Below are 18,355 nucleotides of genomic sequence, written 5' to 3'. Positions count from 1 at the left end.
AAGCAAGAAGTTCAGGACAGACGTATTTCCACCTTCACTTTATAGTGATACAGATACGTCTGTATGATACCTCTCAGCAGACTACTTCAGTCAACATCAACGCAAGTTTTCATTCACACAAGTTTTTCGTAAAATTGCTGAAATTATTAATTGCTAAGCCCATTCCTTAAGATCATGAAACAATTTGCCAGATTACGATTACTTACTTGTTTGACCTGCCTGCTCAATTTATCTGCCAACGCGCAGTTACCTCCTGCCAAAGGTTTGGCAGCCATTAAAGAAAGTGATTTAAAGAATGATTTATACACTTTTGCCGGCGATAGTTTCAGGGGACGGGAATTCTGTTCACCCGATGAATTAAGGGCAGCCGTATGGCTAGCCGATCAGATGAGAGCAACAGGAATGAAACCTGCCGGTAATGATGGAACATTTTTTCAGTTCTTTAATGTACAAAGAGATCGTATATCGCCATTAAGCACCATAAAAATAGGTGAGCATCAGCTGGAACTCTGGAAAGATATTTTGGCCATAGAGCCATTGCAGGCCAAAATTGATGCAGATATCGTATTTATCGGTAATGGAACAAATGAAAATATTTCCGCAGCAAACATGGAAGGAAAAGTAGTTGCCTTAATTCCTACCTACGAGGGCCTGGATCTGAACGTGGCTTTTCCTGAGACAAGATTTATGCAAAGGCTGGCATCCATGAAATACAGAAATCTCTTATACCAGAAAAAAGCTAAAGGGATCATCTTTCTTGCCAGTGATGAATTTACGATAACCGGTTGGAAAGAACACGTACATGTGCGTTTCGAGAGAGGTGCCTATAAGCTCAATGATGGTGGTAAAATGGTTTTACCCGAACAGGCAGCAATTCCTGTATTCTGGATGTTTGGTAAAGATTCAGCTCTTTTTAAAGCCAATCCTGTCCGCTTTACTGCAAACATGATTACGGAATCATTTTTATATCCGTCGGTCAATGTGATCGGGAAAATTGAGGGGACAGACCAGAAACTAAAAACCGAAAACGTATTGATTACAAGCCATATTGACCACATGGGCGTGAGAGAAACACAACAAGGTGATTCAATTTATAACGGTGCCGACGATAATGGAAGTGCTGTAGTGGCCATGCTTGCTATAGGAAGAGCTTACCATAAAAATCCTGCTAAAAGATCACAATTGTTTATTGCATTTGGGTCTGAAGAGCCTTATTTATTCGGCTCTAACTATTACACCCTGCATCCAACAGTAAAAAAAGAAGATATCGTTGCTGTTCTGAATGCCGATTTAATTGGCAGAAATTCTATCGACAGCGCAGCCATCTTGGGCACGCTTGGCACCAATAACACTTCCAAACTACTCAGCAGTATGGCATTAGAGGCCAATGAGGAAGGTCCAAAATTCAAACTGGATTCAGTTTGGGATCATCCGAACCACAAAGAAGGATTTTTGTACCGGAGTGATCATGCCCCTTTCCTGAAACAAGGAATCCCGGCTGTATTTTACACGACCTTATTACATCCTGATTACCATACGCCAAAAGATGATCCGGAGCATATCGACTATAAGAAGCTCAGAAAAGTAACCGAATGGATGTACCGCACCTCCTGGAAGGTATCCAATTCAACCACTAGGCCTGTAATCAATCCGGATTTTAAGCCAAGGCGTTAACTGCCTATTAACAGCACAGGGTCGCTATCCTGTGCTGTTAATATTCAAAATTTGGGAGGAAAGCCGCGAATGACACGCCTATTTCCAAATACCTGATGAATGGTGTACGGTTTGCTTATTTTTGCGCAAAACCATCAAGCGTTTGTGTCATCGGTAAATCACCAATATCGGCGGCATCTTCAATGGTCATTTCCGTAATAAATTTGTCTTTTGGCAGACGCACTTTTTTCATGTTCACCAACCAATCTTCTTCTTCTTTCCGATATCCCAAAGGCAAGATCACGGTACTTCTGTAACCACCGTCCCTTAACTTCAACAGTTCATCTAATTTATCAGAAAGAAAACCTTCTATTGGGGTAGCATCTACTTTTTGTTCTGCTGCCGCTGCAATGGCCATCGCAAATGAAATGTAACTTTGTTTTGCCGCATGGTGTGCCTGCCATTCCTGCCCCTGTATTTCGTAAAGACTTAAAATCGTATTTTTGTAACTATCCATAGTGCTATGGGGCAAATCCCGTTCGTCCATCATATAATTGAATACCTTTGTAATCCGTTCATCATTGTATCCATCCCAGGCTGCAAATATCAACAGGTGTGAACAATCCGTAATCTGGCTCTGATGGTAAGCAACTCCCTTGATTTTTTCCAATAAGTCCCGATCTGATACGACAATAACTTTATACTGCTGCAATCCCGAAGAAGAGGGTGCCATACGGGCAGCTTCTAAAATATAGTCTATCTTATCCTGGGATACTTTTGTCCCATTCATCTTTTTGGTAGCATACCGCCACTTTAAATCATCTAATAATGCCATAGTGTGAAATTTTATTGTCTGTACCGACAAAATTAAAACAAGATGGTTTACTTTTGCCACAACCTATCAAGAAGTAATAGTGACATTTGGGTAACCAGGGTTGAAATATGGAAAAACAGATAAATTCAGGATATCTACCGCTGAGTGATTGCGCAAAAAAGATACGGGCTATCGATGATACCATGTATCTATTGAGTGGGAAATGGAAAGTATCTATTATCGCCCGTCTCTGCTATAAAGAGATGAGATATTCAGAATTGCTAAGGGACATCAATGGAATATCGGGGAAAATGCTTAGTCGGGAGCTCAAAGAACTAGAAATAAATGGTCTTATCAATAGAAAAGTGCTTACAACTAAGCCTTTATCTGTAAGCTATGAGATTTCAGCACAGGGGCATTCCCTGAAAATACTAACCGATAGTATTTCCGATTGGGGATTACAATACAGAGAAAAAATAACCGGAAAATAGTTAGGGGAAGAAAGGAGTTAAACGATTTTTCACACAAAACAAGTAACACCTCACTTTTAGTGACCGAAAAATAATAATAAATTTAACAAGACTATTTGTAGCGTAAATTGTTAATATTGCGTTTACGTGTAAAAGTATAATCATGAAAGGAAATCGCTCTACCTTAGCTTTACTGCTGATCGTCACGCTTTTTGCATCCTGCAAAAAAAGTGATATCGCTTACGAAAATGATTTTGATAACAGTTACCGGGTCTGGATGAATTTTAAGACTTCTTCAGGTAACTCATACCGCTATACGGTGACTACTGGCTCATGGACAGGTTCAACCTCTCAAACCATTATCACGGTGAAGAATGGCAGGGCGACCGGGCGTTCCTATGTATACAAAACACCAGTTGCTCAAAACCAGGTAGAACTGACCATTCGGGAACAATGGGACGAAGACCTGAATAATCTGAACACACATACAAACGGATATCCGACACAAACCCTAGATGAAATCTACCAAAGAGCCAAGTCTGACTGGCTATTGAAACGGGAAGATGCGAAAACTTACCTTGAAACCAACAACAATGGGATGATCTCTTCGGCCGGATATGTAGAAAATAATTGTGCAGATGACTGTTTCAGAGGAATCAGTATCAGTTCAATAGAAAAAGCAGAATAAGGCACCGGCGGTTGCAATAAGAACAGCCGATCAGCCATGTGAAATTAAGAATTTGATGATCTATCCCGGTTTTCAAATAACTTTTTCCACATGCTTTTCTTATCTTCAATTCCATAACCATAGCCATAACCATACCCGTATCCGTATTCCCCTTTATTCAGCCGTATACCGTTCAGCAATACGGCCATGTTAGAAAGCTTTCCCTGGTCGTATAAAGCCTGGATTTCAGGTAGCTGCCTACGGTCCATCTTTCTGGAACGGATGACAAAAATAGTAAGGTCACTGATGCGATCGATGATAGATGCATCGGCGACCAAATTGACAGGCACGTTATCCACAATGATATAATCATATCGTTTTTTTAACTCAACTATCAAATCATCCAACCGTGTACTCAACAATAGTTCTACTGGATTAGGCGCAATTAAACCGATTGGGATAAGATCTACCCCACCAGCCAGTCCTTTATAGATCACCTCATCAACCGATATCTTTGGATCTGCAAGGAAATTTGTCACACCCAGATTTTTTGGTGCATTTATCCTTTTGCTTAACGTTCCTTTTCGAAGATCTAAATCCATCAGCAACACTTTTTTATTCAGGTATTTAAAGCTGGAAGCGAGGTGAAATGCAGTAAAAGTCTTTCCTGCACCAATATTGAAAGAGGTTAAAGTAATGACTCGGCGCTCCTTTCCTGCCGCCATAAAACCAATGTTTGTCCGAAGAATACGGAATGCTTCAGAAGTGCTGTCCCTTCCTGTCTCAGAAATAACAGCTTCTCTATTATCCTTTTGTTTGAATGCATGGGGGATCTCACCTAGAAATGGAACAGACAATACATCTTCTACATCTTTACGGCTACGCACACCTGTATCCAACATTAATAGGAGTAAGAATGCAACTGCAGGCAATGTAACACCAATCCCCACACCCAACATTAGTTTTTTTAGGCGAACCGGATAAATAGGTGCATTAGAACCAGACGCCGGGTCAATAATTCGCACATTATCATCCGTCATCGCCTGGTTTATTGCATTTTCTTCTCTTTTATTTAAGAGGTATAGATACAACTCCTCCTTCACTTTTTGCTGGCGTTCAACAGAAAGCATCACCCGTTGTTTTTTTGGTACCTGCAGCACTTCGCCACGGGCTTGCCTTTCCTCCCGCTGTACATTCTTTATTTTTACATCCAATCCGGACAGGGTATTATCAACTGCCCTGTCTATATTTCTGCGCACCGCACCGAGTGCTTTTTCCAGGTCCTGCACCACGGGGTTTGCAGAGCTACTGTCCTCAACCAGACGGTTTCTTCTTAAGAGCATGGTATTGTATTGGACAATCTGACTTTCCACGTTTGCATCCACCAAACCTGTATTATTTGGGATCAGTTCATTTTGTTTGTTTTTATTGGCCAGGTACCCGCGCATCATTTCAACCAATTTTTTATCCGTCTCAATTTTCGTTCTTTCTGTTTGGTGCTGACGGCTGTCAGAAAGGTACATTTCTCCTGCCACACCAACATCTAACCCCTGGTTTGATGTTTTTAGGCGCTCGATATTCGATTCCACGGATCCAAGTTCGCTTTCAATGATTCCTAAGCGTTCGCGGATAAAAGCAGCGGTATTAATGGCAATTTTGTTCTTATCGTCAATTGAAATTTCGTTATATACGGTGATCAGGGTTGTGATCAAATCTGCCGCACGCTCTGGCGTACGGTCAGTTACGGTAATTTGCAGTAAAGAGGCATCCTGTTCCAACTGTGTAATCGAAAGGTTACCCATAAAGTAATCCACCATGTAATTCTGTGGGTATTTGACCACATGTATGTCCACGTCATAAAACTCTTTCGTATAATTTTCGCCCGGTGTTACCAGGATGCGTCCCAAAGGTGTCTTCACTTCCTTATTCAATGCCACTTTGATGTTTGCATCCGTATCTCTATTCCAGTTCTTGACCATTACATGCTTTGCATCCAAAGGCACCACGGTAAAAGCGTAACTGTCGTCAGCCGATTTCCCAAAGACCTTCACCTGTACCGGAGATTTCTTATACATTTCATCATCACGCAGACCTTTGCGAACTGAATAGCTGACATCTGCACCTATGCGATTAATCGTTTGCCGCATCAATTCTTTGGAGCGCAGCTGCAAAATTTCCCCCGCTACACTAACAGAATTGAATGCTGAATTGGTTCGCGTAAGGCGTGCCGTTGATGGCGTATTCACGGGCGTCTTAATCATGACTGTTTCCGACTGACTGTACATGAAGGACGACTTGCTATATTGATAGAGGTAATAGCCGCCAAATATGACTATTGACAGTAGAAACCATTTCCATTTATAGAGCAGGTATTTCAGAATATCTAAGAGGTTTAGAGACTTTTCCTGTTTCATTTTAGGCAGCGGGTTAATAGTATACGAATTCTCCATTATCAATTATTTAAAGAAGTTAAGAATAGTGAATACGGTTACCAGCAAACCGAGCCCCGTACTAATGTACCGCCAGTTGTTTTGTGCTTTAAGTGTTGGCTCAGCATCTTTAGGTTCGATATATACAATATCATTTTGCTGCAGATAAAAGGTTGGTGAATTAAAAATTTCCTTTGACTGAATATCATTAATCACCATTCTTCGTACCCCGTTTTCCTCGCGGATCACTGTTATTTTATCCGTAGCTGCATTAAGGGTCAAGCCCCCTGATCGTGATATGGCTTCCAGCAGTGTAATCCTGGGATCTGTCACATTCAGTACGCCTACGTTCTTTACTTCTCCCATCATGTTAATTTTGAGATTCAGCAGCTCAATTTTGATCATCGGTTTACTAATTAACTTTTCATCAATCAACCGTTGTTTAATCATATTTTTCACCTCGTTCATCGTCTTTCCTTCTATCCGCAAAGTACCAAGTATTGGAAATTCAATCTCTCCATTATTATCCACCAGGTACCCTTGTGTTTCCATCGAGGAAGAGCCGGCAGGCACATTTCCCTGGTCATCCAACTGATAAGCAGTCATCCCCTGGTTAAAAGGCGCCGCCAGTTCCCGGCTTTTGGCTCCCACAACTATACTTAACCGATCATTTTTCTGAACACGTAAAGCGGGCGCCAGCATGGCATTATATGTGGTGTCGGGTATCATGTCTTTCACATAAACCACCTTTTTACTTACCACACATGAGTTGAACAGCAGCATCCAGCCGACGAAGATAACAGGCAAACATTTTTTCATATACATCATTATTCATGAGCTTTCTTCCTATGCAGGGTTTCACTCGGGTTTCTGATTGGTTAGTTTAAATATCTCATGGTAACAAAGAAGGGCAGCCTCCCGGTTTGGCAAACAGGCCAGTTCAGCTACCAAAACCTTCTTCACTATCGCTTCAACGGTATCAGTCATTTTTGTAAAAAGGTCTTTATTCCAGCGGATGGCTGTACAGCTTGGTAAAATACCGATGAACGCATCCATCCCTTTTTTTCTTAATAGGCTATTATCAGTCGCCTGTTTGAGTCGTACAAAAGCCTGCACAGGTACTTTCCTGTTTTTATAGCAGCAGGTTTTTCCACTCCATGGGGTACCATAGACATAAAGCCGTCCATCATCTTCCAGGCGGACTGCGGGGTTGTCATCATTCAGCAATTCTACTTCTTCTATGTGCTCCAGCCAAAGCCTGCTGTGCGTACTCTTACCCGTTCCGCTTTTACCCAAAAAAACGTACCCTTTTCCATTACAGGCCACAGCAGAAGCATGTATCAAAACAGTGTGATGCAACAAGCAAGTCTGTCCAAAGGCGACCATCACCAACCAGCTCAAACCACTATACCGAGGTCGGTTGTCATCTTGAATATAGATCACCGACTGGCTAAAGTCCTTATTGCTTTTCATCATCCACAAATCCCCACACTGCTCAGTCTGTATCCTCATGTGATAACCATCCTCCTGTTCATAAAAGCGGAAATGCTCGCCCCATACCGCCGACACATCACTCTTCAATTTTCCCCGGTCATCCTGCATAACCGATGTACAAAAAACCAGCTCCACCGAACACACACTTTTTTGGATATCAGTATATTCCACCAAAAAAGGTTCAAAAGAAGGCAGGATTTCCTGGCGTTTAAGTCCAGCAGGAAAAACGAGATCCAGCAACAGTCCGGCGATGCTGTAAAATTCTTTTTGTTGATGATGCTGCAAATTCTTCCTTTTAATTAGTTAATATCTATAGTTCGTTTACACCTTTCAGCAAGGTCAAAATCATGCGTAACAAAAATGCACACCCTGCCTTTGCCCTCCTGTAATAACCTATCTGTCAGTATTCCTGCAGTTTTTTTATCAAGCGCAGAGGTAATTTCATCAAAGAGCCAGATACCGCAGTCGCGCATCATGGCACGTGCAATGGCAATGCGCTGGGCCTGGCCTTCAGATAAGCCATGTCCGGATTCGCCCACCATGGTATCTAACCCTTCGGGCAGCTGATATACAAATTCAGCGCAAGCCAGCCATAAGGCATAGGTCATACGTTCCTCATTTGCTTCTGCACCTGTAATCAGCAAGTTTTCCCTGATGGTACCACTGAACAACGTATTTCCCTGAGGCACGTACGCAAAATTGACACGGTGTCCGGCACTCAATTCATATTTCTGATGCTTGTCTTCCAGCCATATTCTTCCACTTTCAGCTGGTAACAAAGCCAGTAATAAGCGTATCAAAGTGGTCTTTCCCTTACCACTTGAGCCAATAATAGCAGTTGGCTGATCGGACTTTACCTCCATATTTAATCCATCGATAACCCTATCATCTTCATATTTGAAAGTTAAGTCTTCCATATGCAGCGCCTTTATACCTTCAATTTTATCAGCTTTAACAAGTGGTTCTCTTTCTCCTGAAGCGAGTTCCAGCAGTCTTTCCAAAGAAGTTCTAAACCGGATAAATAGCGGTGCAAAGCCTATCAATGTCAGGATCGGTGACTGGATCCGTCCAACCAATTGTAAAAAAGCTGTCATGGTACCAAAAGAAATCTGTCCGTCGTGCAGGCGGTTTACTCCCCAGATAAATGTCAATAAATAACCGATATTGATCGAGAACTTCATGGTTCCCTGCGTGAAAGTGGAAAAGTTTAGCTGTTCTGTTTTCAGCGTATTCATCGTGTGGAGGCTCATTTCAATCTTCCCACTTCTTGCCGTCAACAATCCCATCCCACGGATCAGCATCCGGAACCTCAGGTTCTCCTGCAAGATCTTCCAGAAGACACTTTCCTCCTGTTTGATTTCCCTGCTCAACCTTCTCATCTTTTTGAAATAGATTTTTGAGAAGGCAAAGAGGGGTGTAATCGCTATGATGATAAAGGCCAGCATAGGATCCATGCTCCAGAGAAACACAAAAGATGCAATCAGCTTAATCAATGTGAGCATAAATGAAATAGCCGAATAAGCAACCATCCCCACTACCTCATTGCAATCCGAATGAATCCGGACCTGAATATCACCAGAGTGCCAGTCCTTCACGACTTTCCAAACTGACATCATCTGTATCTCAATCATTTTATACTGCAACTGCAGGCCCATCTTTAGACGGGTACGTTCATTTAACCAGCCCGAGAAACCGCGAATCGTCACCGCAAGCAGTATACTGGCCACCACCAATACCAGGATGGTCTGTAAATTTGCGTCGGATGGTCGCATGGCGATATCAATTGCTTGTTTGGACCAAAGCACAAACAACAGGGAAAGAATGATTGCAAGCAATTCAAGCACAAAATAAGTCAGCAATGCCAATCTATGTCCTTTGGTCATCGACCAGGCCCACTTCGTTTGATGTGACATTGTTGAATTCATTAACTATTTCCTCCAAATTTTGAATAGACTTGTACAAGGGGGAAACTGATCGCTTCCATTGGTGCAAATTTAAAGTACCTGCTTAGGTTTGACCAGATCCTGCCTGAGGGCTGGCTTCTTGAAGAACGAGGCTGTTCCACTCCCATTTCTGACTGAGGGTAGAAAAAGCCAAAGTTGCCGGATAGCCAGATTTCGTCCATCATCCAGTCCGCATCTATATTTTCCGGGACTTCAAAAGGCAAAGATTCCGGCTGCAAGCCAATAAATTTAACCAGAACAAAGTGCAGCAGATCCATCCATTTCAAAATCCCCAACTTTTTATAGACCTGCATCAGCTCCTCTCCATCTACGTTTAACCGAAAAGTATAGTAAACCCTGGCTGCATCGCAGAGCTGTCTGATGCCTACGCCGAAGGACAACAAATGCTTCAGAATATGCACATTTACCTGTATCATCATCAGTAGCGGTGCCGGCAAAAGCAGGGTATTTCCTGCCAGCGCCCGTTGAAGCCTTTCTTTATGGAATTGCTTTTGCAAACGGTTCAAAAACAAGAAGTTCAAAGGATTATGAATATCAAACATTCGCTGGTGATGTTCTGTAACAATTCCTTTCCAGAGGTAGGCAGTGCTAAATCCAGCAGTACAGGAAACATCAAGCCCTCCTTTCCGTACGAGCTCGTTAGCTTTTCGATAATCCTTTTTCTGTTCAAAGTACCAATCTATATCTCCGCATACCCGATGATCCGGGATAGCATAACAAGCAGCCACCCCCTGTCCTTTAAGCAAAACGGGATACAAATCCTCCCGGTTAAACAAATTCAATTGTTCCTCTATACATGCATTCATTTGCCTGTTACGCCGTTCAATCTGGTCAATCCTTACCGTCCATTTAAGCAATAAATCATGCGGAGGCAGCAAATCAAGAGGCAATCTCGCGAAGCTGTCAAATACAATCCCCTCCACCGTATGCTGCTGCGCACAGGAATACAATGCTGCCCATTGGGTGCTTGACAAGGGGAGTACTTTCGTTATCTCCTCCTTCCCCCAAAGACCCAGTCTAAGCAGTGCCAGTAAAGCTGTCTGTATACCTCTATCCAGCATCCTTATTCAGCAATCCGTTTTTCCCGAAATTTTCAATCAGCCCCTGCGCATCAGCTCTTGCCTGTTCGTACGATAGATCATATTCTTCACTTAACAGCTCCACTACAGTTTCATTCATGAACTCCTGTCCTGCTAACTTTTCCCACAACCAGGCTGCAGAATCATTGAGGGTAAAAACTTTCGACATGTCAACCATATCCTGTGCCGGATCAACTATAATATGGTCATCTCCCACATGTCTCAGTACCAAGTCTTCTCTTAATTTCATCTATTTATTATTTAATTGTCAGCTGCAGCATTTGATGATTGAAACTATCATTGCCCTGTATGCATAATAATTACTTTAATCGTGTCGCGTTCACCGTGTTTTATTAAAATATATTTTCAATACAATTTCTTTATTAACCTGCGTAAAGGACGAGCCAAATACCATACCTGTCCCAGATAACCTCTCCATCTTTGATTAAATTTAACCATCGCCTCACCGCGGTACAGACCAACAACTGTTGCTACTATATCTGCATATTCCACAAGTTCACGCACTACCAGATTATGATCACCAGCCAACCAAATTGTTGTCTTATTATACTCCACTACACGATGCAGCAACAGTTGACCATCCATTTTGGCCAGTACAATTACCCCCCTGCACAACTCCTTTAATTCAAAAGGTTTTAATAATACGCTGTCACCTTCTCTTAGAAAGGGCCGCATACTATTTCCTTTTACGCGGATTGTTACGTATTTCCCTTGCCCTATGTAATCCAGTACCTGCGCTAAAAGCAGCTTATTTGGCATCGTAATTTTATCTTTCTGCTGCAATTGCTTACCTCAATATTTAATCCCTACCTTAATTTTTAATTAAAATAAGGAATAAATGGAAAACATCAGGATTCCTACTCCCCTTTAAGGCCGTTCATTTTGTTCATTAATCGGTCAAAACCGACCATATAACTCCAAACACCTGTCTATCATCCTATTCCGCGTAAACAACTGCTGATAGCGCAGTAAACTTCCAGCGGACAGTTGAGTATAGATTTCATCATTTCCAGAAAGGGTAAGAATCGCATCTGCCAGTGCCCGGGAGTTTTCAAGGGCTACGATCAGCCCCGATTCTCCACCTGCATTCACCCAACTCACACCAGATCCGGGAATATGAGTAGATATGAGCGGTTTCGCACAAGACATCGCTTCAATCTGTACAATGGCAAAAGCTTCTGTTTTCAAAATCGAACTCAAGCAAAAGATATCACAAGCGCCATAATAATCAGCCAGGTCTTCGTCCGACACAAATCCGATCAGTTCAACCCGGTCCTGAACGCCCAACTGCATAATTAATTCCTGCAACTTATCATGGAGCGGGCCTTTACCGGCAATCACAACCTGGTGCCGGGCATCCAAATGCTGGGCTGCACGGATCAGGTATTCATAACCTTTATATTCCACCAGTCTGCCGACCGATAAAATCAGCTTTTTTCCCTGATATTTCTGACGGATCAGCAATACCCGAGAAGCTTCTGGATTTATAGGTTCTACACCAATAGGAATATAATCCACCTTATGCTGCACCTGATTTAGAAAAGGTGACTCCTTCACATATACCGGGGTAGTTCCAGTAATTAAATCCGCACGTTTAATCAACCAATCCTGCAAAGGCCCGTACAATTTCAGCAACATTTTTTGCTTAAGGATATCACTGTGCCACTGCAAAACCACTTTGCCTTTATAACCCGAGAGAAAAAGTGCAAGGCTAGCCATAGGGTCAGGATGATGAATATGGATGATATCATAATCTTTAGCAATCTGTCGCAGTTTGACGATCATCTTCGGTGCGATCATAGTAGCCGCAAACTTAATCTGCGTCGGGATTGCGATCACCTTAGCATAGGGATTTATTGTCAGTATACCTCCAGGATGGTCTTCTGTAGTTGCACACAGCATATCACAGTAGATATTCCGGGCAGCAAGCCCAAGCATCATATCATACATCACCTTTTCTACGCCCCCTCGTATGGGATAAAATTTACCGATTTGAAGTATTTTCATGGCTGTTATTTTTTTTAGTACTGAGAAAGGATTTTAAAAAAAATGAAGTAACGATTGTTATCAGGAAAACAATTATGATATAAAGAGCACCTGATCTAATGTAGATATGTTCCCCTCTTAATAAAACAATACAAGCTCCATGCACAAGATATATTTCATAAGAAATATCCCCCAAAAATATCAGGGATTTAAATTTTGGAACATCAAAACAACTGATTAATAATAGCGTAATTACAGGAATCAACGCATAAACAAAAAGATATAGCCATTCACTTTTGGTGATAATTAGACAGGCGCAGACCCCCAGGAGAAAAATAATACCCAGAAACTTCCTGGATATACCTTTTAATCTAACCGCTATTTCTTCCTGGTAGTATACATATAGGATTCCACTTGGAAAACCTAAGACAGAAACCCACCATGCCCTATCATATACCAAAACACTTTTGGTGAAAAAAATATAGAAAAATGTTACTATGATAAGAAGAGATATTTTCCACTTGATATTCAGCCAATTGATATGAAACACAGCATAGAAAACAGCGTAAAGCAAAATGATCGTAAAAACAAACCATGAATAAGGTAAAGGTGTAATTCCCCTAAAGATCAGATCATTGAAAAAATTATAATTAATCAGCCCTTTATCCAGGTAATCCAGAAACAGATAAAGCAGGGTAACCACTATAAATGGGAACAAAATACTTCCAATTCTCTTTCTCCAAAAGTCATTTAAATAAAGTAGCCCTTTCTTCTTATAAGACAACATTAAACCGTAGCCAGACAAAAAGAAAAAGATAGAAACTACCGGTGCACCTATGTGTTTAAAAACATTTAGATAGGAAAGCCCGTCACTGTATTGAAGATGGTGAAAAACAATCAACAAGCTTAACGCTCCTTTTAAAATCATTGAAGATTGAATATCCAATCCTATACTTGAATTCTGCAATTCTTTTTTCATCAGTGAATATTTTCTTTTTAAAGGTCATGAAGCGATCATCTGCCTATTCATTGCTGTTTGTAAGTGGTAGGCATATGATGGTTTCATCAGTGAATATTTTCTTTTTAAAGGTCATGAAGCGATCATCTGCCTATTCATTGCTGTTTGTAAGTGGTAGGCATATGATGGTTTCATCAGTGAATATTTTCTTTTTAAAGGTCATGAAGCGATCATCTGCCTATTCATTGCTGTTTGTAAGTGTTAAGCTTATGATGGTTTCACCATGCGCATACATTCTCCCTGTTTCTTAACTAGATAATAAAGTATCAAACATTTCTTTCCAGGAATTTGCTGTAGGTGGAGCGATATACTTCTGTCCAACCGCTTTTAAAGAGGTATAATCACCAAGGATTAAACTCTCCATCAATCTGGCCAATTCCAAAGGATTATTTGTATCAAAAAACGCCACACGGCTGTATCCAGCAGCCGTCTCATGTGCATAAGGCAAATCAGCAAGCAGCATGGGTTTATCAAATGCACCAAATTCTGTTATCGGCAAACCCCAGGTTTCTACTTTCGATGGAAAAACCAGACAATGGCTTCTCGCATATAGATTAAATAAGGTCTGTCGGTCCATAAAACCCGCGAAGTTCAGGTTTGGGACACTTCCCCAGTGTTTATACAACCACTGTGCATAGGCATTTTCATGACCATTTACCGTAATCCTGACCTGAAATTGTGGCAGGCCGCGCATACTAAGTATTCTGGCTGCCTCTGCGAGACATTCAAAGTTCTTGTGACTGTTTGCTGAGGCTGCATATATAAAATTATAACCTTCCTCCTGATTGACCAGATCCTGCAGTTTCCCGGTAGAAGATGCATCTGGCAAGGCAACCATTATCTTTGTCGCTTCCAGCGAAAACATTTCTACAAAAGCTTCCCTGATCCATTGCTGCTGTACGATGATGCTATTGTTTTGATGTATATTCTTTTGATATATAAACCTGGAAAACAAAGCAAACAGCACAATCTTAGGGGTAAAAAAACATTCCTGCCATTTCCAGCGATAAAAGGGAAAGGGGTTATGGCAATACACAGCCCTTCTTTCCGCCACCACATCGGGTGTGGTATCATGGAGGGATAACCAGAGACAGACAGGGCTAAGCTGTTTGGAAATTTTCCTTGCCGATACATATTCAAACCACAAACGGTTTACCCACCATTTTTTAGGCCATTGTGTTTCTATGTATTCTATATTCGGGTAATCAGCCAATTCCTGTTTATACACCAAAGCCACGATACGGTAATTTCCTTCTCCGGCAAGTGCAGAAAGATAGCCTAAACAATCCCGCAGAATTGTTAGGGTACCTCCAACATTGAGGTTAACGGCAGAAATTACGATTGTTTTCTTAGAAGATAGCATAGCAGACATATTCTATTCATATTTACCTGTTAATTGATTAAAAAGCATCAGCCATTGTTTCATGATCAAATCTTCCGCATAATCTCCAGACAGCGCAAGGGATGCCTTACCCATTTTTTCCCTTAAGGCAGCATCATCCATTAGATCAATTAATTTGTCCGCCAGTCCCTCTTCATCTCCTTCTGCCAAAAGAAAACCATTGCTCCCCTCCTTAATAATATCACGTGGCCCACATTTGCAGGCATAAGCGACCAGGGGCAAACCGCAGGCCTGTCCTTCCAGAAGAGCCATCGGTAAACCTTCGTAACGGGAAGTCATGGCCAGTATAGAACTCGCCAGATATTCCTTTTCAATCGCATTTACCGGCGCACATAACTGCACAGCTTCCTCTAGTTGCAGGTCTACAATCAAAGCTTGCAGTTCCGTTTTTAGCGGTCCCTGTCCAAAAATAGCGAGCGACCAGTCCGGATGTACTTTGTGCACCTGTTTCCAGCTGCGTATCAGTTCATCAAATCCTTTTTGATAGTCATACCGCCCCACTGCAATCACCCGCTTTGCCTTTAAATCCGCATTGACCACCGGCTTAAAACTATTCGCATTAGGAATCACCTGTATATTTTTCAAATTACCCCAGTACAACTTATCTTCCTGCGTTAAAACCACAAACCGATCATATCGCTGCGCGATAAACCAGTCCTGTTTACTTCGAAACCGGTCTACCCATCCCAATAATCCAGTATTTCCATATTGTAGCCGCTTGTAACGTGAAAAGTGGATTTCTACTACCTTTTTGCTGCCATCTTTTATCTTATACAGGAAAGGAACTTCCAGGTCAAACATGGAAATCACCACATCCGCTTTAAGCTGCTGCAATAAAGCCGATAACTTCTGCCTGTGTTTCCGTTGCTTTCCCGGATACGATAATATTTTCCGGACAAGTCCTTTGTTTCCTGTATAGTTGATACCCAGGTCGTATTGAACAATATGATCATTCAGCTTAAAAAAAGGCTTTCTGCCTTTTTGATCAGTAGTCACAATGAATAACTCATTTCCATGCTTAGCCAAATAATTAGCCTTATTGGCCAGAACCCGTTCCATCCCCCCGGAATTAAACGTACTAACAATACAATAGACGATCCTCATACTGATGGTTTAAAGTTTTATCACTCTTGAACATATCCATACCATACAGTAAGGCATAAATCAGAAAAATATCAGTCGACACTTTTATCCAAACCACGAACGTCATGACAAAAAAAAGGAAGAACATATCCCAGTACTGCCTGTATTTACCTGCGAATACAACTGCATTATAGATAAAAAACAGGGCGAATAAACTAAAGCCGCTTAACCCACAATATAATATAAAGCGACAATAGCCAATATCTGTCCCATAAATCCAATTTTCATAGAGTCCTGTTCCAATAATCCATGTTTTCATATCGGTGGGCCAGATCCACATATTTTCGCTGAGTTTATCCGTCGAGCCTGTTCTCCACTCCCCGGTTTCGATCCAATTGAAAAAACCTTCAAATGCAAATCGAATCTGTTCATGAAAGATTTTGTTACTCTGATAAAAATATGTGGTTATCAACACGGCCACGATCAGCATCATCCAGAAAATCACATGAAATCTCAGAAAATCAGGTCTGACCACCATTCGCGAAATCCCGGTATTCCAGGTAAATAAAAGCAGCGCCAGGCCAGCTCCTGTTGAGGTGGTACGGGAAATCATATTGCCCACGATTACAATACTAAAAAAGGCAATAAGCAGCATGATGATTGTACTGCGGTCGGTGCGCAAAGTCTGCTCTTTAGAAAGTACCCCGGCCAACATGATCAATACCAGAGAAAAGCGTACACCTGCATTATCCAGGGATGCCCCAATGCCATACAGACGACTTACTTCTACCAGAAAATCCTGTCCCTGATCAATATAACTATTCACAAATATTTCAAAAAGAGGGATTGAATCAATTAGCAGGGCCAATAAACATTGTGCAACACAGACTCCGGCTAAATAGCAAGTCAAAATTTTTAAATTGATCACCCCATGTACCGATCGGATAAGCGCACATACGGTATAAGCAGAAAAAGTCCAGACAGCAAAACTTACAAAATAAGTTGCATAGGATAAGTCAGTCGTATGGTTATAATCAACAGCGAAGAAGCAAACCAGAGAAAACAACATCACGATACCGGTAGCCCCGACTAGTGCACGGTCTATTTTCATACTTCCTCTCTGAATTGCATGAAAGACAGCAAAAGGTAAACCTATCACAGCCAAAATCAGCTTAGTATTTATGCTACTTGGCAAAAATGTGAATCCAAAGGAAAAATAAAATAAACTGACAACCATACCTATCATCAAATACTGCAGGATACGTCCCATATTTTTCACTATTTATATAATCTCCCGTAAACAAATTTTATCACTACACGGTAGTATAATTTTACTGCCCAAAATTGCCTTTTAACCGTCAGCCATTGTATAAACCTTGTCCGCAAAGGCAGTGCATCATTATCCATCACCCTATCATTAACCTCCGGAAACCATATTAACCAGCGTTGGTATTGTTCTACCTCATCCGAAATCAACAATGGGAGTTTAATGTTTAATTTTAAAAAATCAATACAATCGCCCAGCTGGTCCGCGAGACCACTTTTTGAAATACACCGTTCCACCTCTTTTACATTTTCAACAACTTCATGAATATGTGCATTCGAATAAATTTTAGTCAGTGACTGCGTATTGGATTGCCCATAATGGTACTGGCTCTTGTTCAGGAATACGACCTTAGTCGCATGCACAAATAATTTCACCATCACCATGAGATCTTCTCCCATATTCATTCCCGGAATAAAACGGATCTGATGCTTCACATACAAAGACCGCCGTGCCATAAACAGCCAGAGGTTCCATCGCATCGATCCATTCAGCATTTTCTGGATCGCCTCCTTTGGATCAGTGAAAGAAGGTTGATTCATTCTGCGCTCATTTTTTTCAAAGGTGAGGAACCAGTTGCAGCCCACGATATCCGCGTTTTCCGAGAGGGCTTTTCCCACCAGTAAACCAATCGTATCAGGCTCAATACGATCATCAGCATCCACATAATAAACAAACTCTCCGGTTGCATGGTCCAGCCCGGTATTTCTTGCCGCGGCCACCCCTTGGTTTTGTGTATGGCTAATGACTTTTACGTGTATACCCCTAGCTTCCAGAACCGGAACATACTCCTCAATTTTGCTCAGGGAATTATCCGTACTGCAGTCATTAATTATAATTACTTCCAGGTCCGGATAGTCCTGTTCCCTGAGAGATTTCAGGGCAGTACATACCCGGTTCCCTGCATTGTAAACAGGCATAATCACGGATGCGAATGTCTTAAACCCCATA

General features: G+C 41.6%; 17 protein-coding genes. 3 read left to right on the top strand and 14 right to left on the bottom strand.

All coding sequences use genetic code 11. The features are described 5' to 3' along the window. The first annotated feature begins 174 nt into the window (after positions 1–174). Entirely contained in the window at positions 175–1,674 is a 1,500-nt protein-coding gene (locus tag ACSBL2_RS06110) for a M28 family peptidase (RefSeq protein WP_442590786.1), read from the top strand. Positions 1,675–1,789: 115 nt separating this feature from the next. Here ACSBL2_RS06110 and ACSBL2_RS06105 read toward each other — a convergent pair whose 3' ends face one another. After that, the gene (locus ACSBL2_RS06105; RefSeq protein WP_442590785.1) at positions 1,790–2,488 is read right to left on the bottom strand and encodes a nitroreductase family protein; all 699 of its coding nucleotides are present in this window, start codon (positions 2,486–2,488) and stop codon (positions 1,790–1,792) included. 107 nt (positions 2,489–2,595) lie between these two features. On the opposite strand from ACSBL2_RS06105, the gene ACSBL2_RS06100 reads away from it, so the two are divergent. Both ACSBL2_RS06100 and ACSBL2_RS06095 read left to right on the top strand, forming a co-directional pair. After that, entirely contained in the window at positions 2,596–2,958 is a 363-nt protein-coding gene (locus tag ACSBL2_RS06100; protein WP_442590784.1) for a winged helix-turn-helix transcriptional regulator, read from the top strand. 142 nt (positions 2,959–3,100) lie between these two features. Further along, complete coding sequence (locus ACSBL2_RS06095; RefSeq protein WP_442590783.1) at positions 3,101–3,625, top strand: hypothetical protein; 525 nt, start codon at positions 3,101–3,103, stop codon at positions 3,623–3,625. 44 nt (positions 3,626–3,669) lie between these two features. On the opposite strand, the gene ACSBL2_RS06090 is transcribed toward ACSBL2_RS06095, so the two are convergent. The 13 genes from ACSBL2_RS06090 to ACSBL2_RS06030 form a co-directional block, all read right to left on the bottom strand. Next, positions 3,670–6,054, bottom strand: coding sequence for a GumC family protein (locus ACSBL2_RS06090; protein ID WP_442590782.1), 2,385 nt, complete (start codon positions 6,052–6,054; stop codon positions 3,670–3,672). Positions 6,055–6,060: 6 nt separating this feature from the next. After that, the gene (locus ACSBL2_RS06085) at positions 6,061–6,852 is read right to left on the bottom strand and encodes a polysaccharide biosynthesis/export family protein (RefSeq protein ID WP_442590781.1); all 792 of its coding nucleotides are present in this window, start codon (positions 6,850–6,852) and stop codon (positions 6,061–6,063) included. 39 nt (positions 6,853–6,891) lie between these two features. Beyond that, positions 6,892–7,812, bottom strand: a complete 921-nt coding sequence (locus ACSBL2_RS06080) for a hypothetical protein (protein WP_442590780.1) — start codon at positions 7,810–7,812, stop codon at positions 6,892–6,894. Between the two features lie 14 nt (positions 7,813–7,826). Beyond that, on the bottom strand, positions 7,827–9,440 hold the full coding sequence (locus ACSBL2_RS06075; protein ID WP_442590779.1) for an ABC transporter ATP-binding protein: 1,614 nt from the start codon (positions 9,438–9,440) through the stop codon (positions 7,827–7,829). 11 nt (positions 9,441–9,451) lie between these two features. Then, positions 9,452–10,552: a nucleotidyltransferase family protein gene (locus tag ACSBL2_RS06070; protein WP_442590778.1), complete on the bottom strand. Its 1,101-nt coding sequence runs from the start codon at positions 10,550–10,552 to the stop codon at positions 9,452–9,454. Next, complete coding sequence (locus tag ACSBL2_RS06065; protein ID WP_442590777.1) at positions 10,542–10,820, bottom strand: PqqD family protein; 279 nt, start codon at positions 10,818–10,820, stop codon at positions 10,542–10,544. The genes ACSBL2_RS06070 and ACSBL2_RS06065 overlap by 11 nt, the downstream gene beginning before the upstream one ends. Positions 10,821–10,936: 116 nt before the next feature. Further along, positions 10,937–11,350: a S24/S26 family peptidase gene (locus tag ACSBL2_RS06060; RefSeq protein ID WP_442590776.1), complete on the bottom strand. Its 414-nt coding sequence runs from the start codon at positions 11,348–11,350 to the stop codon at positions 10,937–10,939. A 138-nt stretch (positions 11,351–11,488) separates the two neighbouring features. Then, positions 11,489–12,598 (bottom strand): glycosyltransferase, encoded by a 1,110-nt coding sequence (locus ACSBL2_RS06055; protein ID WP_442590775.1) that lies wholly within the window; start codon positions 12,596–12,598, stop codon positions 11,489–11,491. Continuing rightward, a complete protein-coding gene (locus ACSBL2_RS06050; RefSeq protein ID WP_442590774.1) occupies positions 12,576–13,556 on the bottom strand; it encodes an acyltransferase family protein in 981 nt (326 codons plus the stop codon). The genes ACSBL2_RS06055 and ACSBL2_RS06050 overlap by 23 nt, the downstream gene beginning before the upstream one ends. A 286-nt stretch (positions 13,557–13,842) precedes the next feature. Continuing rightward, complete coding sequence (locus ACSBL2_RS06045; RefSeq protein WP_442590773.1) at positions 13,843–14,967, bottom strand: glycosyltransferase; 1,125 nt, start codon at positions 14,965–14,967, stop codon at positions 13,843–13,845. Between the two features lie 3 nt (positions 14,968–14,970). Next, complete coding sequence (locus ACSBL2_RS06040) at positions 14,971–16,101, bottom strand: glycosyltransferase family 4 protein (RefSeq protein ID WP_442590772.1); 1,131 nt, start codon at positions 16,099–16,101, stop codon at positions 14,971–14,973. Continuing rightward, a complete protein-coding gene (locus ACSBL2_RS06035) occupies positions 16,076–17,191 on the bottom strand; it encodes a hypothetical protein (RefSeq protein WP_442590771.1) in 1,116 nt (371 codons plus the stop codon). The genes ACSBL2_RS06040 and ACSBL2_RS06035 overlap by 26 nt, the downstream gene beginning before the upstream one ends. A gap of 167 nt (positions 17,192–17,358) precedes the next feature. After that, positions 17,359–18,354 carry a glycosyltransferase family 2 protein gene (locus ACSBL2_RS06030; RefSeq protein WP_442590770.1) on the bottom strand — a complete coding sequence of 332 codons (996 nt, stop codon included), beginning with the start codon at positions 18,352–18,354 and terminating at the stop codon, positions 17,359–17,361. Position 18,355: the final 1 nt, after the last annotated feature.

The sequence above is a fragment of the Pedobacter sp. AW31-3R genome, from assembly GCF_052180285.1.
Classification (GTDB): domain Bacteria; phylum Bacteroidota; class Bacteroidia; order Sphingobacteriales; family Sphingobacteriaceae; genus Pedobacter.
This window is presented reverse-complemented; position numbering and strand designations above follow the sequence as displayed.